Annotated in this window: 13 protein-coding genes; 5 read left to right on the top strand and 8 right to left on the bottom strand. The window is 65.5% G+C overall.

The annotated features are described in order from the left end of the window. Positions 1-8: 8 nt before the first annotated feature. The 4 genes from FHS48_RS17055 to FHS48_RS17040 form a co-directional block, all read right to left on the bottom strand. Positions 9-3476, bottom strand: coding sequence for a pyruvate carboxylase (locus tag FHS48_RS17055; RefSeq protein ID WP_184265241.1), 3468 nt, complete (start codon positions 3474-3476; stop codon positions 9-11). A 285-nt stretch (positions 3477-3761) separates the two neighbouring features. Further along, positions 3762-4427 (bottom strand): LutC/YkgG family protein, encoded by a 666-nt coding sequence (locus tag FHS48_RS17050; protein WP_184265238.1) that lies wholly within the window; start codon positions 4425-4427, stop codon positions 3762-3764. Further along, positions 4420-5856 (bottom strand): LutB/LldF family L-lactate oxidation iron-sulfur protein, encoded by a 1437-nt coding sequence (locus tag FHS48_RS17045; RefSeq protein WP_184265236.1) that lies wholly within the window; start codon positions 5854-5856, stop codon positions 4420-4422. The genes FHS48_RS17050 and FHS48_RS17045 overlap by 8 nt, the downstream gene beginning before the upstream one ends. Continuing rightward, complete coding sequence (locus FHS48_RS17040; RefSeq protein ID WP_184265234.1) at positions 5853-6635, bottom strand: (Fe-S)-binding protein; 783 nt, start codon at positions 6633-6635, stop codon at positions 5853-5855. Before FHS48_RS17040 ends, FHS48_RS17045 begins: the two co-directional genes overlap by 4 nt. Before the next feature lie 250 nt (positions 6636-6885). Between FHS48_RS17040 and FHS48_RS17035 the strand changes: the two genes are divergently transcribed. Further along, on the top strand, positions 6886-7755 hold the full coding sequence (locus FHS48_RS17035; RefSeq protein ID WP_184265232.1) for an FCD domain-containing protein: 870 nt from the start codon (positions 6886-6888) through the stop codon (positions 7753-7755). 177 nt (positions 7756-7932) lie between these two features. Then, the gene (locus FHS48_RS17030) at positions 7933-9225 is read left to right on the top strand and encodes a hemolysin family protein (RefSeq protein ID WP_184265230.1); all 1293 of its coding nucleotides are present in this window, start codon (positions 7933-7935) and stop codon (positions 9223-9225) included. A 125-nt stretch (positions 9226-9350) separates the two neighbouring features. Here the strand turns inward: FHS48_RS17030 and FHS48_RS17025 are convergent, their stop codons facing one another. Beyond that, positions 9351-9653, bottom strand: a complete 303-nt coding sequence (locus FHS48_RS17025; RefSeq protein WP_184265228.1) for a putative quinol monooxygenase — start codon at positions 9651-9653, stop codon at positions 9351-9353. 3 nt (positions 9654-9656) lie between these two features. Further along, positions 9657-10670 carry a zinc-binding alcohol dehydrogenase family protein gene (locus tag FHS48_RS17020; RefSeq protein WP_184265226.1) on the bottom strand — a complete coding sequence of 338 codons (1014 nt, stop codon included), beginning with the start codon at positions 10668-10670 and terminating at the stop codon, positions 9657-9659. A 141-nt stretch (positions 10671-10811) separates the two neighbouring features. Here FHS48_RS17020 and FHS48_RS17015 point away from each other — a divergent pair, with 141 nt between their 5' ends. After that, complete coding sequence (locus FHS48_RS17015) at positions 10812-11186, top strand: winged helix-turn-helix transcriptional regulator (protein ID WP_184265224.1); 375 nt, start codon at positions 10812-10814, stop codon at positions 11184-11186. 110 nt (positions 11187-11296) lie between these two features. On the opposite strand, the gene hemA is transcribed toward FHS48_RS17015, so the two are convergent. Then, a complete protein-coding gene (gene hemA, locus FHS48_RS17010; RefSeq protein ID WP_184265222.1) occupies positions 11297-12520 on the bottom strand; it encodes a 5-aminolevulinate synthase in 1224 nt (407 codons plus the stop codon). A gap of 501 nt (positions 12521-13021) precedes the next feature. Then, the gene (locus tag FHS48_RS17005; protein ID WP_184265220.1) at positions 13022-13456 is read right to left on the bottom strand and encodes a hypothetical protein; all 435 of its coding nucleotides are present in this window, start codon (positions 13454-13456) and stop codon (positions 13022-13024) included. Between the two features lie 446 nt (positions 13457-13902). On the opposite strand from FHS48_RS17005, the gene FHS48_RS17000 reads away from it, so the two are divergent. Together FHS48_RS17000 and FHS48_RS16995 are read left to right on the top strand one after the other, a co-directional pair. Next, complete coding sequence (locus tag FHS48_RS17000; RefSeq protein WP_184265218.1) at positions 13903-14577, top strand: gamma-glutamylcyclotransferase family protein; 675 nt, start codon at positions 13903-13905, stop codon at positions 14575-14577. 116 nt (positions 14578-14693) lie between these two features. Then, positions 14694-15275: a GNAT family N-acetyltransferase gene (locus FHS48_RS16995; RefSeq protein WP_260402544.1), complete on the top strand. Its 582-nt coding sequence runs from the start codon at positions 14694-14696 to the stop codon at positions 15273-15275. The last annotated feature ends 94 nt before the right edge of the window (positions 15276-15369 follow it).

Genomic DNA, 15369 nt, shown 5'->3' with positions numbered 1-15369 from the left:
TGATACCGTCAGGAAGCCGGGTCGATCACCACCAGAAGATCCTTGGTGTCGATCTGGTCGCCGACCTTGACGGCAACGGAGGAGACGGTGCCCGTCACCTCTGCCACCACCGAGGTCTGCATCTTCATCGCCTCAATCGCCAGCAGCACGTCGCCTTTCTCCACCGTCTGACCGGCGGTGACGGAGACCTGCACCACCAGACCCGGCATCGGTGCACCGGTCTGACCGGGGTCCGCCGGGTCGGCCTTGGCGCGGGCGGCCCGTTCCGGGGCGCGGCTGCGGTCGGTGATCTTCACCGTGCGCGGCTGACCGTTCAGTTCAAAGTAGACAGTGCGCAGCCCTTCCTCATCGGCTTCGGAGAGGGCGCGGAAGCAGACGATCAGCGATTTACCAGTGTCGATCTCGATGCTGATCTCCTCGCCCGGCTCCATGCCATAGAAGAAGGCCGGGGTCGGCAGCAGGCTGACATCGCCATAGTCCCGGCGGTGGCGGGCGTAATCGGTGAACACCTTGGGGTACATCAGGTAGGAGGCGAATTCGCTGTCGCTGATTTTCCGCGCGGCCTTCTTTTCGGCCTCGGCCCGCAGGACCTCCAGATCCGCCGGGGGCATCACCGATCCGGGGCGGACGGTGATCGGCGTCTCGCCTTTCAGGATCTTGGCCTGAAGAGCCTTGGGGAAACCGCCTTCGGTCTGGCCGAGGTCACCCCGGAACAGCGACACCACGCTTTCGGGGAAGGCGATGTCGCGGGCCGGGTCCAGCACATCGGCCGGGGTCAGGCCTGCGGTGACCATCATCAGCGCCATGTCGCCGACCACTTTCGACGACGGCGTCACCTTGACGATATCGCCGAACATCTGATTGACCTCGGCATAGGCGTGCGACACTTCCGGCCAGCGCTCGGCAATGCCCAGAGACCGCGCCTGTTCGCGCAGGTTGGTGTATTGCCCGCCCGGCATTTCGTGGTGATAGACATCGGCGGTGCCGCTGCGGATCTCGCTTTCAAACGGCGCATAGTTTTCGCGCACCTGCTCGAAGTAATCCGACACCTGCCGCAGGGCGTCGGCATCCAGCCCCGGATCGCGCGGGGTGTGGCGCAGGGCGGCGGTGATGGAGCCAAGGTTGGGCTGGCTGGTCAGGCCGCTCATGCTGTCCACCGCGGCGTCGATGGCATCGACCCCGGCATCCACCGCCGCCAGCACCGAGGCGGCGGAAATGCCGCTGGTGTCATGGGTGTGGAAGTGGACCGGCAGCCCGGTTTCCTGCTTCAGGGCGGTGACAAGGCGGCGGGCGGCCTCCGGCTTGCACAGACCGGCCATGTCCTTGATGCCCAGAATGTGGGCTCCGGCCTTTTCCAGCTCCTTCGCCATCCGCACGTAATACTTCAGGTCGTACTTGTGGCGCTTCGGGTCCAGCAGGTCGCCGGTGTAGCAGATGGCGGCCTCGGCGATTTTGCCGTTTTCGGCCACCGCGTCGATGGCGAAGCGCATGTTCTCCACCCAGTTCAGGCTGTCGAAGATGCGGAACACGTCAATTCCGGCTTCGGCACTGCGCTGGACAAAGGCGCGGACCACGTTGTCGGGATAGTTGGTGTAGCCGACGCCATTGGCCGAGCGCAGCAGCATCTGCAACAGCATGTTCGGCATCGCGGTGCGGAAGGCTTCCAGCCGGTCCCACGGGCATTCGTTGAGGAAGCGCATGGCGACGTCGAAGGTGGCACCGCCCCAGCATTCCACCGAGAACAGGGTGTTCAGGCGGCGGGCGTAGAACGGGGCCACCCGCGCCATGTCATGGGTGCGGAAACGGGTGGCCAGCAGCGACTGATGGGCATCGCGGAAGGTGGTGTCGGTGACCAGAACTTCCTTGCGGGCCAGCATCGCCTGCGCCACCGCCTGCGGTCCTTCGGCGTCCAGAAGCTGCTTCCAGCCATCGCGCACCGGGGTGGTGCGGTCCTGCGGCGGCAGCGGGCGGTGGATCTGCTTCGGGCGGCTGCGGCCCTTCATTTCTGGGTTGCCGTTGACCATCACCTCTCCCAGAAAGCGCAGCAGGCGGGTGGCGCGGTCGCGCCGCTTGCCCAGCGCGAACAGTTCCGGGGTGTCGTCAATGAAGCGGGTGGTGCATTCGCCGTTCTGGAACAGCGGGTGGGAGATCACCCCTTCCAGAAACTGGAGATTGGTGGCAACGCCCCGGATGCGGAATTCGCGCAGGGCGCGCAGCATGCGGGCGGCGGATTCATCGGGGCTGGGGGCCCAGACGGTCAGCTTTTCCAGCAGGCTGTCGTAATGGCGGGTGATCACCGCGCCGGAATAGGCGGTGCCGCCATCCAGCCGGATGCCGAAGCCGGTGGCCCCGCGATAGGCGGTGATGCGGCCGTAATCGGGGATGAAGTTGTTTTCCGGGTCTTCGGTGGTGATGCGGCACTGGATGGCGTGGCCGTTGAGGGTGATATCCCCCTGCCACGGGATGCCGCTGTCGCTGCCGATCTTGGCCCCCTGTGCGATGCGGATCTGCGCCTTGACGATATCAAGGCCGGTGACCACTTCTGTCACCGTATGCTCCACCTGCACCCGGGGATTGACTTCGATGAAGTAGAACTTTCCGGTGTCGGCATCCATCAGGAATTCGACGGTCCCGGCGTTCTCATAATGGGCGGCGCGGGCGATGCGCAGGGCGGCCTCGCAGATTTCCCGCCGCTGGGCGGTGGTCAGGTAGGCTGCCGGGGCGCGTTCCACCACTTTCTGGTTGCGGCGCTGGACCGAGCAGTCGCGTTCAAACAGATGGACGACATGGCCGGTGCTGTCGCCGATCACCTGCACCTCGACATGGCGGGCGCGCTGGACCAGCTTTTCCAGATAGACCTCGTCATTGCCGAACGCGGCCTTGGCTTCGCGGCGGGCGGCGGCGACCTGATCCAGCAGCTCGGCCTCGGCGGTGATGCGGCGCATGCCGCGGCCACCGCCACCCCAGCTGGCTTTCAGCATGACCGGATAGCCGACCTCAGCTGCCAGCGCCAACACCTGCGCGTCATCATGGGGCAGGGGGCCGGTGGCGGGCATCACCGGGGCACCGGCTTCCACCGCCAGAGTGCGGGCGGAGACCTTGTTGCCCAGCAGGCGCATGGTCTCGGGCGACGGGCCGACGAACAGGATGCCATCGCGGGCACAGGCTTCGGCGAAGTCGGGATTTTCCGACAGGAAGCCATAGCCGGGGTGGATGGCATCGACATTGGCCTCCCGCGCGATGCGCAGGATGTCCTCGATATCCAGATAGGCCTCAATCGGGCCTTTGCCATCGCCGACGAGGTAACTCTCATCGGCTTTGAAGCGGTGCAGGGCGAAGCGGTCCTCGTGCGAATAGATCGCGACCGTGGTGATGCCCAGCTCGGTCGCGGCGCGACAGACCCGGATGGCGATTTCACTGCGGTTGGCCACCAGCAGGCGGCGGATGGGGCGCGGGGCGCGGGAAGCAGGGGACATCGCGACGTTACACTCCGTCATGGAAGGCCAGAAAGGGCGGAGGGGGTGAAAGGGTCGTCGGCAAACGGTGTCTGAGCGTTGTTTTTTTGGGTAGGGGGTAGCGGAGAAAAATCAGTGTGGCATTAAACACCGGAGGCCCGAAGGGCCGACTGGGCCGTTGAGGCCCCGTGCCCGCGTGGGCACGTAAGCCAAGCGGGCGGATGCCCGCGCCCGGCGTTTGAGGGACCAAACAAAAAAGCACGGCGTAGCCGGGCGAACGCCCGCGCCCGGCGACTGAGGGGCTCCTTAATGATCATAAATCAGCAAAATCAGCAGATCTTTGGGCCCATGGACGCCAAACACCAGTGTCTGTTCAATGTCACTGGTCTTGGATGGGCCGGTCGCCAGCACCACGTTGGTCGGCATCTGCCCGGCCCAGCCGTTTTCGGTCATGGCGTGCCACAGGGTTGGGTGCAGGCGGCTGGTGCGCAACAGGGCGATATGGCGTGGCGGCACCAGCGACAGCATGCGCGGTTCGGTCGGCCCCGGCCACAGGATCAGGCTGCCGGTCTCGGCAATGCCACCCCGGGCGGTGGTCAGCCCGGCATCGACGGAAAACAGGGTGTCGCGGTCAGCGGTCAGGATAATATCCGGGCGGTTCGGGCTGCCGGTCCACAGGGCCTGTAACGGGGCGGCCAGCGGGGCGGAAACGGCCAGACGGCGCACCCCGTTGGCGGCGCAGTCTTCCGCCAGAACCGCATCCCAGGACGGCAGCGGGCGGCTGGCGTCATCCGGGGCCACGCAGTCGATCACCCGGGCGTTGACGCTTTCCGCCATGGTGCGGAAGCGCTCGATCTGCTCCTCCATGCTCCAGTTGCGGTCGCGCAGCACCGACCAGTCGGAAGAGGGCTGGGTAATCCCCGCCGGGGCGGCGCGCAGGCGGCGGAGGATATTGGCGCGGGCGTCACTCATCGGCCACTCCCATCTCTTTCAGGGTCCGGTGCAGGGATTGGGCGGCAAAGCGCGGTTTGGTGCGCACGCTGGTCCACGCCTTCAGCAGCGGGGCGGAGGCGGGCAGGGCGTTCCCGACGGCGGTCATCGCGGCGGAGGCGACGCGGTAGGCCAGCGGGGAGCTGTACGTGGTGGCCCAGGCCTTCCATGCCGCATCCTCAAGCAGGCTGCCGCCGCTGCCGGCATCCTGCACCGCTCCGGTGCCCTTCCCGGCTTTTTCGTTGCGCAGGCGGACCAGCATCTGGGCGATCGGGATTTTGACCGGGCAGACCTCGACGCAGGCATTGCACAGCGACGAGGCCGACGGATGGTCCGGATACTCCGCCAGCCCGTTGAGCTGCGGCGTCAGGATTTTGCCGATCGGGCCGGGGTAGACCCCGCCGTAGGCATGGCCGCCGACGCGCACATAGACCGGGCAGTGGTTCATGCAGGCGGCGCAGCGGATGCATTGCAGGGTCTGCCGGGTTTCCGGGTCGGCATAGACGCGGGAGCGCCCGAAGTCGATCAGCACCAGATGGACTTCCTGCGGGCCGTCCTGATCGGCCCCCCGGCGCGGGCCGGAGATCATATTGACATAGGTGGTGATTGGCTGCCCGGTGGCGGAGCGGGTCAGCAGCCGCAGCAGCGGTGTCACGTCCTCCAGATTTTCCACCACCTTTTCGATGCCGGTGACGGCGATGTGCACCGGCGGCACGGTGGTGACCATCCGGCCGTTGCCTTCGTTCTCGATCAGGCACAGGGTACCGGTCTCGGCCACCGGGAAGTTGACGCCGGAAATCCCGGCCCCGGCGGTGCGGAACTCCTCGCGCAGTTTTTCGCGGGCGATGGCGGTCAGGGCCTCGGCATCCTGCCCGTCCGGGCTGGTGCCCAGCTTGTCGGCGAACAGGTCAGCGATCTGGGTTTTGTTCAGGTGGATGGCCGGCATCACGATGTGGCAGGGCATCTGCCCGGCCAGCTGGATGATGTATTCGCCAAGGTCGGCTTCCAGCGCCCGGATGCCATGCCCGCCGAGGAAAGCGTTGAGGTGCATTTCCTCCGACACCATCGACTTACCCTTAACGACGGTGGTGATCCCGCGCTGTTGCAGGATGCCAAGGATGATGGCATTGGCCTGCGCGACATCCTCCGCCCAGTGGACGTGGATGCCGTTGCGGGTACAGTTTTCCTCCAGCCGTTCCAGCAGGTCCGGCAGTTTCGACAGGGCGCGCTGGCGGATTTCCTGCCCGAGAGCGCGGAGCCGGGTCCATTCCTGCGGATCCTCAAACTGTTTGGCCCGTTTGGTCATCAGGCCATCCATGGCGCGGCGGAAGTTGGCGCGCAGGGTGGTGTCGTGCAGCCCGGCGTCAATTCCGGCGCGGAAGTCGTGCGTCTGGTGCGGGGCGTGGCTCATTGGGTGCGCTCCCACAGGTAATCGGCCAGATGCTGGCTGCCGACGGCGGAGCGCTTCTGGTCCAGCGCACCGGAGATGTTCATCAGGCAGCCGCAGTCACCGCCCAGCACGGTGGCGGCCCCGGTACTTTCGATATCAGCGCATTTGTCGGCGACCATCGCCGCCGACACATCGGCATGGCGCACGGCAAAGGTCCCGCCGAAACCACAGCATTCCCGTTCCCGCTGCAATGGCGCGACGGTGACGTTTTTCAGCTGGCCGAGCAGGCGTTTCGGTTCATCGGTCAGACCCATTTCCCGCATGGCGTGGCAGGAGGAATGCCACGTCACCGTCTCCGGCGCGCCGTGATCCTCCAGCGACACCTTCAGCACATGCAGCAGGAATTCACTCAGTTCCCAGATGCGGGCGGCGATGGCACAGGCCGCTGCCTCTTCCGGTTGCCCGGCGAACAGGTGGGGCCAGTGCTGACGGATCATACCGCCGCAGGAGCCGGAGGGAATGACAATGGGAATGTCTTTGGAAAACAGCGGGATCTGGGCGCGGGCAACGGCACGGGCCTCTTCCGGGTGGCCACTGTTGTAGGCGGGCTGGCCGCAGCAGCTTTGGCCCTGCGGGAAAATCACCCGCACCCCTTCGCGCTGAAGCAGCCGCACCGTACTGACCCCGGCGGAAGGGGTGAACAGATCCACCAGACAGGTGCCGAACAGATAGACCTCGGTCACCGGCCCGGCAGGCAGCGGGCGGGGGACGGTGGCGGCGGGAAGGGACCCTGAAGTCATGGCGTGGCCCTTGGCGGCGAGGTTGCGGGAGGTATGGCGGCAGCAGGCTTTCTTGGTAAACCAAATGTAACATCTGGATAATTGATCTTACCAATTTTGCAAGCACTGTTTTACAGATGCGTTGCAGAGGCCGTTCCCGGGCCGGATACAGCCCGGAAAAGCAAGGGCTTGAACACCCCCTTAAATGCTGTTGCCGAACCCCTTCCCCCACCGTAAACTGAGGCCACGGTATGGTGAGTGGGTAACTGGTATGACCTATGATCGTGTGAAGCAGCCCAAGCTGTCGGACAACATCGTGCGGCAGCTGGAAGAGCAAATTCTGGCCGGGATCCTGATCCCGGGGGAACGGCTGCCGCCGGAACGGGATCTGGCTGCCCAGCTGGATGTCTCGCGCCCGTCGCTGCGCGAAGCTTTGCAAAAGCTGGAAACCAAGGGCCTGCTGGAAACCCGGCAGGGCGGCGGCACCTACGTCGCCGATTTCGTCGCCGCCACCTTCACCGATCCGCTGACCGAGATCCTGCGGTCCAACCCCTCCGCCGCCGCCGATTTTGTGGAACTGCGGCGGGTGCTGGAAGGCAGCGCCGCCTACTGGGCCGCCCTGCGGGCCACCGACGAGGACCGGGAACTGCTGACCGCCTGTTTCGAGGCGATGGAGGCCGCCCATCAGCGCGGCGATAAGGAAGTGGAGGCGGAGATTGACACCGACTTCCACATCGCCATCGCCGAGGCGGCGCACAATCTGGTGCTGCTGCACATCATGCACGGTCTGGTGCGGGTGCTGCGGGAAGGGGTGTTCTATAACCGCCTGCAACTGTACAACCGGCAGGGGGCGCGGGATATTCTGCTGCGTCAGCACCGCGCCGTTTACGATGCCATCATCGCCGGGGATCCGGAAGCGGCCCGGCAGGCGGCGCGGGACCATATGTCCTACGTGCAGGATGTGATGCGGGAACTCCAGCGGGAGGAAACCCGCAAGACCGTCTCCCGCCGCCGTCTGGAACGCTATCTGGCCCAGCGGGAAGAGCGCCTGTCCGGGGTTGCCCGCCGCCGGGCCCCGCGCCGCAAGCCGCTGGAGGCGAATGACTCGCAGGCCGATGCCGGAGATCTGGAAAACGGCTGACCCCGGCCCGGAAACCGGGGATCTGGAAAACGGCTGCTCCCGGCCCGGAGGCCGGGGCTTGGCAGGCCGCGTTCGCGAAAGTTGTTAAATTATCGGCTGAGGCCTTTGCGGTGCGGCATTCTGGCCTTATAACTGTGGGTATCTTCCGCAACCGGGACAGGAGCCCCCACCCGCGCCATGTCAATGGCCTTCGAGATCGCCGTCATTGCCTTTCTGGTACTGCTCAACGGCTGGTTCGCCCTTTCTGAAATGGCGATTGTATCCGCCCGCAAGGCGCGGTTGATACCAAGGGCCAACGAAGGCAGCAAAGGGGCGCAAATTGCCCTGCGCCTTTCAGATAATCCGGGGAAATTCCTCTCTTCTGTCCAGATCGGCATCACGCTGGTCGGTATTCTGGCCGGGACCTATTCCGGTGCCACCCTGACCGATCCGCTGGCGGACTGGCTGAATGGCTTTGCCCTGTTCGCCCCGGTCAGCGCTCCGCTCGCGATGATCATTTCGGTCGGGGCCATCACCTATGCCTCGTTGATCATCGGCGAACTGGTGCCCAAGCGTCTTGCCCTGTCCAATCCGGAACGTCTGGCGATTCTGGTCGCCCCGCCGATGGCGGTGATTGCCCGGCTGGCCTCGCCGCTGGTGTGGTTGCTGGAAGCTTCCACCCACGCCGTCCTGCGCCTGCTGGGTGCCCATGACCAGCGCGAGGACGAGGTGACGGAAGAGGAAATCAAGGCCCTTGTCGCCGCCGGCACGGAGAACGGCGTGCTGAAGCCGGAGGAACAGGAGCTGATTTCCGGCGTTATCCGCTTCGGGGACCGCAAAATCAAGGCGATCATGACCCCGCGTTCGGCGGTGGAGCTGATCGACCTGACGTGGGACCGGGACCGCATGCTGCGCACCATGCGCAACAGCCTGCATTCCCGCCTGCCGGTGTGCGAAGGCGGGCCGGACAAGTTTCTTGGTGTGATCCAGAGCCGCGATCTGCTGAACGCCTATCTTGACGGTCAGGAATTCGACATTGCCGCCAGCCTGCGCAGCGTGCCGGTGGTGCATGACAATTCCCCGGCGCTGGTGGTGCTGGACATGATCAAGCAGTCGCCGATCCACATGGCGATTGTGGCGGACGAATACGGCGGCATGGAAGGGATCGTCACCGCCTCTGACATTCTGTCCTCCATCGTCGGGGCGCTGTCGGAACACGGCGAGGACTACGGCGTTGACCCGGTGCAGCGCGAGGATGGCTCGTGGCTGCTGGATGGCGATACTCCGGTTGATCTGGCCGCCGAACGCACCGGCTGTGCCGCCATCGCCCTCGACACCCGGACCTACAGCACCATTGCCGGATTTGTGCTGGCCCGCGCCGCCAAGATCCCGGAAACAGGGGATGTCTTCGTCTGGGACGGCTGGCGGTTTGAGGTGGTGGATATGGACGGCCGCCGTATCGATAAGCTGATGGTCGCCAAGGCCGACTGACGGTTTTCCGGAAGACAGACAGAATAAGAGAAGACAACAGGCCGCCGCCCGCAGGGATGGCGGCCTGTTCTGTTTATGACCCGGTCTGAAGGCAGGAGTCCGGGCTGGCCTTGCGGGTGTCCCGCTTACTCCGGGATCCGGGTCAGTGGTGTCAGCCGGACCGGGCCGCTGAGCAGCCCGTCAGCCTGCGCCAGAAAGCCCTGAAAGTGCGGGCTGGCGGTGTGAGCCTCAAAGTCCGCCGCGCTGGCGAAGGACTCCCGCATGATGAAGGTGCCGGGACTGTCGCTCTGTTCAAACAGGACATAGTCGAGGCATCCGGGCTCCTGACGGGTCGGGCCGATCAGGTCCAGCAGGGCGGCGCGCAGGCCGTCCCGCTGTCCCGGGGCCGCCGTCAGGGTGGCAAACAGCATCACCGTTGATGGAAGCATGGATCAGAACCCCGTCAGCACGATTTTGCCCTTGGCCTTGCCGGATTCGATCAGGGCATGGGCACGCTTCAGGGTTTCGGCGCTGATCGGGCCGAAGGTATCGCTGAGGGTGGTGCGCAACGTGCCGCTGTCGATCAGGCGGCTGACCTCGGCCAGAAGCTCGTGCTGACGGATCATGTCCGGGGTGGCGAACAGGCTGCGGGAGAACATGAATTCCCAGTGCAGGGACAGGCTCTTGCGCTTCAGCGGCAGGGCGCTGAGGTCCTTCGGGTCATCAATCAGGCCGAAGCGGCCGTGCGGGGCGATCAGCTCGACGATCTGGTCATAATGGTCATCGGTGTTGGTGGTGGAGAACACAAAGGCGGGCTGCCCCAGCCCCAGCGCCGCCACCTGTGCCGCCAGCGGCTGGCTGTGGTCCAGAACGTGGTGCGCGCCCAGATCCTTCACCCACGCCTGCGTTTCCGGGCGGGAGGCGGTGGCGATGACGGTCAGGCCGGTCAGGGCACGGGCAAGCTGGATGGCGATCGACCCCACGCCTCCGGCTCCGCCGATGATCAGGATGGCGTTGGCAGCCCCGGCCACCGGGCGGGCGACATCCAGCCGGTCAAACAGCATCTCCCACGCGGTGATGGCGGTCAGCGGCAGGGCGGCGGCGGCGGCGAAATCAAGGCTCTTCGGCTTGGGGCCGACGATCCGTTCATCCACGGCATGCCATTCGGCATTGGTGCCGGGACGGGTGAGGTCTCCGGCATAGAACACCTCATCCCCCGGTTGGAACAGGGTGACATCCGGGCCGACGGCTTCGACCACCCCGGCGGCATCCCAGCCCAGCACCTTCCAGCCGCCGTCCTCGGCGGCAACGCGGGTGCGGATCTTGGTGTCGACCGGATTGACCGATACCGCCTTCACCCGCACCACCAGATCATGGCCGGTGGCGATGGGGGGGGGAAGATCAACCTCGGTCAGTCCCGGGGTTTCGGTGATGGCATGGGGGGCCTGATAGGCAATGGCGCGCATGGTGTGTCTCCTGAGGCAGCCCCATCGGCGGGGCCGGTTGCGTGCCACCAAGATGCGCGTTACCATGCCTTCTGAAAAGTACGCACATATAGCGCTTATAGTATCTAAAAACGCCTATAGTATCAAAAAGGATACCATGCCATGGGCCGCACCCGCCATGACCGCCTTGACTGTAGCCCCGGCTGCGCCGTGGAGGCGACGCTGACCCTGATCGATGGCAAATGGAAAGGGGTGGTCCTGTTCCACCTGCTGGACGGCACCCTGCGCTTCAACGAAATCCGCCGCAAACTGCCCAGCGTTACCCAGCGGATGCTGACCCACCAGCTGCGGGAGATGGAAGCTGATGGCCTGATTTCCCGCACCGTGTTCCCGCAGGTGCCGCCACGGGTGGATTACGCCCTGACCGATCGGGGCCGCAGCCTGCAACCGGTGCTGATGGCCCTGAAGCAGTGGGGGGATGCCAATGCGGACCTGTTCCCGCAGATGAAACCGTCCGGGACCTGCGACGCGGCGTAAGACCGGCTCGCCCTTCGAAGGGATCTGTTTGGCGGCCGGTAAGCCCGTGAAAAAGGCCGGATCCCGCAGGGGGAACCGGCCTTTTCTGATAGCGGAGACGCTGGTGGGCCTTACTCGGCGGCAAGGGCCTCCCGGCGCAGGCCGAGGGTTTCCCACACATCGACCAGTGCGGTGCACAGGTGGTCGATGTCGGCATCGGTATGCAGCGGGGTGGCGGTGAAGCGCAGGCGCTCCGTCCCCTTCGGCACGGTGGGGTAGTTGATCGGCTGCACGTAGATGTCGTGCTTTTCCAGCAGCATGTCGCTGGCCTGCTTGCACAGGGCGGCATCGCCGACCAGCAACGGCACGATGTGGCTGACCGACGGCATGGCGGGCAGGCCCAGCGCCTTCATCCGGGCCTTCAGGGTGGCGGCGCGTTCCTGATGGCGGATGCGCAGTTCGTTGTGTTCCCGCAGGTAGCGGACCGAGGCGCAGGCCCCGGCGGCGACGGTCGGCGGCATCGAGGTGGTGAAGATGAACCCGGCGCCGAAGCTGCGGATGAAATCGACCACCGAATGCTTGGCGGCGACATAGCCGCCGACCACGCCGATGGCCTTGCCCATGGTGCCCTGAATGATGTCGATCCGGTCCACGACGCCATCGCGTTCCGCCACGCCGGATCCGCTTTCGCCGTACATGCCGACGGCATGCACTTCATCCAGATAGGTCATGGCGTTGTGGTGTTCGGCGACCTCGACGATCTTTTCCAGCGGGGCGATGTCGCCATCCATGGAATAGACGCTTTCGAAGATCACCAGCTTCGGGGTTTCGCGGTCATACTGCGACAGCTGGCGGTGCAGGTCGTCGTAATCGTTGTGCTTCCACACATGGCGCGGGGCGCGGGAGTGGCGGATGCCTTCGATCATCGAATTGTGGTTGAGGGCATCGGAAAACAGCACCATGCCCGGCACCTTGGCACCCAGCGTCATCAGGGCGGTCATGTTGGCGACATAGCCGGAGGAGAACAGCAGGGCTGCATCCTTGTTGTGCCACGACGCCAGTTCCTGCTCCAGCAGCACATGGTAGTGATTGGTGCCGGAGATGTTGCGGGTGCCACCGGCACCGCCGCCACAGCGGTCAATCGCTTCCTTCATGGCGGTGGTGACAGTGTCCGACACCCCCATGCCGAGGTAGTCGTTGCTGCACCAGATGGTGATGTCATGCACCTTGCCGTCGCGATGGTTCCGGGCCCGGGGGAAGGTCTGGACGTACCGTTCCAGATCGGCAAACACGCGGTAATTGCCGCCGGTGCGCAAGTCGTCCAGACTCGACTGGAAGAACTCATCGTAGTTCATGCCTGTATACCCTCCGGTAAGCGTGGCCTGCTGGGGCCTGATCCTATGGCATTCTCCGCACCGGCCAGATGCCGGGCGGTAAATTTCGCCCGTTTTGCCCGGTTATCCCTGCGGGCAGGGGCAACGCGGCGGGCGGTGGCGAAACCGGATACGGCAGTTCCCCGGGGCCGATGGCAGGTCAGTCATCATACACCCGGTGTGGGCCGTCCGCACGGTCCCGGCGTGGCGGTGTGTCCACGCGGCGGGATCTGTCTTAACGGTCCGTTCCTGAACAAGGGCTGACTGCGTGTGGGGATATTAGGGTGTCCCCCTACCTCTGTCCAGTTTTCGGGCAGCGAAAACCGGCCCTTTTGCCTGCGCGGAGTGCATTGCTGCCCTGTGGCTGCCGCAGGGGAAAGGATCTGGGCCATTCTGCTGGGGCCGGGAGCGGAGTGGGAGGCGGGCACAAAAATCCCCGCCGGGACCGGGCCGGGCGGGGCAGAAACACAGGGAAAGGTCGGGTCAGGCGACCGCGCGGCCCGGCGGGGCCCGTGCCCCCAGCGGCAGCGGGGACGCCATTTCTGCCACATCCCGGAGGGGTGGGAGCGCCCTGTCCATGGCCCGGGGAAGGAACCGGGGCAGGGGGGCTGAAAGGGTATCCGGCGCGGCGGACAACGGATTGACCGCCGCAAAGGCGCAAGGGGGATCAACGGAGGCGGAGGATCCACCGGACCCATCGGTGCCGGGGTGCGCCAGCGATGTGACACCGCCAGGAGTACAGATGACCAGCGACAGCGGGGAACCGTCAGCGGTCACCTGCGGCATGTAACCGGGCGCAAACACAACCCGCACGAACGCCGCCAGCAGCGCCAGCGCGAACAGCGCGGCCTGCCGGTTGCTGACCGGGCGGGCGGAAACCGACCTTCCGGACGCTTGGCGGTGGCGGTGGATTGCCATGCAAACTCCCCTTGAGTAAGTATGGATATACCCCGTGCCGCCGCCCTTGTCGAGAGCGGCGGGGCCGTTGCCGGGGCTTTTCCGGCCTATTCCGGATGCATGCGGGCTTTTTGTCTTGCGTCAGGGCCGCGAAGGCCTTATCCCATATTGAAATTATTTCAGATGTTCCCGCTCCGCCCCACCGGGCAGCGGGACACCCGGCCCGGGTGAACGGAAAAGAAGGAGGGCACAGTATGTCTGCTGCTTCTCTGGTTTCTTCTCTCCGGCCTGCCATTGGTTCCGTACAGTCTTCCCTGCGACGACGCTTCCTGTCCTGCTGACCGGGCGGGGAAACCCCGTCTGCTGCCCCGCCGCCTGCGCGACCGGGGCCAACGATGCCGCACACGAAGCCACCGCGCCACCGCCCTGTAGCAGGCTGGCGCGCAGCCGCAGGGATCCCAGGGCCGATGCTGACCTTCCCGCACCATGCTCCCCAGATGCCCGCCGCAGCGGATGCCTGTTCCGGGCTGCCGCTGTTCGTGTTCGGCAGTCTGATGGATCCCGATATTCTGGCCGGGGTGCTGGGGCCACAGCGGGCGGCGGCGGTGATCCGGCAGCCGGCGTGGCTGTCCGGGTACCGGCGGCACAGTGCCCGGGACGAAGTCTTCCCGATTCTGGTTCCCGATCCGCATGCGGTGGAAGCCGATGACACCACCCGTCACCCGCCGGTGGAAGGCTTCCTGCTGCGGGGCCTGACCGCGCAGGATCTTGACCGGATCGACTATTATGAAGGGGCGGGGTACACCCTGCGCCCCCTGACCGTGGAAGTGATGGCGGCGGAGGACGGGGCCGATGCCCGCCCCGGCGCGGGGCCTGCCGCACAGGGGGCCGGAGAGCGACGACGAACCGGCGCGCAGGTGTTTCTGTCCACCGGCCTGTTTTCCGACAGTGGTGTGGCGTGGGACCTCGGACACTGGCAGCAGACCGCCAAGCGGTATGCCCTGCTGCTGACCGAAGCCCTGATGCAGCACTGGGGCGTGACGCCCAAGGACGACATGGAAGGCCCGGCGTGGGCAGCCATCGAAGCGCGCTGCCGTGATCTTCTGGCTGAAGAAGACGCGGTGTTCCTCTCCGCCCGGTGACCGGAACCGGCCCGCTTTGCCGGGTTCCGCCGATCCGTCCAGATGACACCGGTGCCCGGCGCTGCCTGCGCCCGCACCGGCGCAGTGTCCCGCCACGGGACCGATGAGAGACTGTAATGACCTCGATGACCTCTTCCGATCAGCCCACCGTGTCCTCCTCCGCCGCTGATATCTCCGCTGCGGTGACTCCGCCGCCGGGGCTGGTGATCGGGCTGGAACAGCCGCACCATGCGGCGATCATTGAATCTTTGAACGACGAGGCCTTCGGCCCGGACCGCCAGAAGAAAACCGTCTACCGTTTCCGCGACGGGGTTTCCCACCTGCCGGAGCTGGCGCTGGTGGCCGAGGATGAGGCCGGGGCCTTCCGGGGCACCCTGCGGTTCTGGCCGGTGATGATCGGTCAGACCCCGGCGCTGCTGCTGGGGCCGCTGACCGTGGTCGGCGGGCTGCGCAAAACCGGGGTCGGCACCCGCCTGATGTGGGCGGGGCTGGAACGGGCGAAAGCGCTGGGCCATCGCATCGTGATTCTGGTCGGGGATGAGCCCTATTACAGCCGGTTCGGCTTCCGGCGGGCTCTGGCGGAGCCGCTGTCTCTGCCCGGTCCGGTCGATCTGGCGCGCTTTCTGGCGCTGGAACTGGTGCCCGGTGCCATGGACGGAGTGACCGGAATGGTCGAAAAATGGCCTTCTGAGCTGTAATAGATCAAATGCGGGGGATTTCCGGGTTGAAATCCCCCCGCGCATTGAATTACCTTGTTGCCACCTTAGAAGTTGGCACATAGGGGAAACTTCG

This window comes from Novispirillum itersonii (assembly GCF_014205675.1).
Taxonomy (GTDB): domain Bacteria; phylum Pseudomonadota; class Alphaproteobacteria; order Rhodospirillales; family Rhodospirillaceae; genus Novispirillum; species Novispirillum itersonii_A.
Note: the sequence above shows the minus strand (reverse complement) of the source record. Positions and strands in the feature narration are given on the sequence as shown.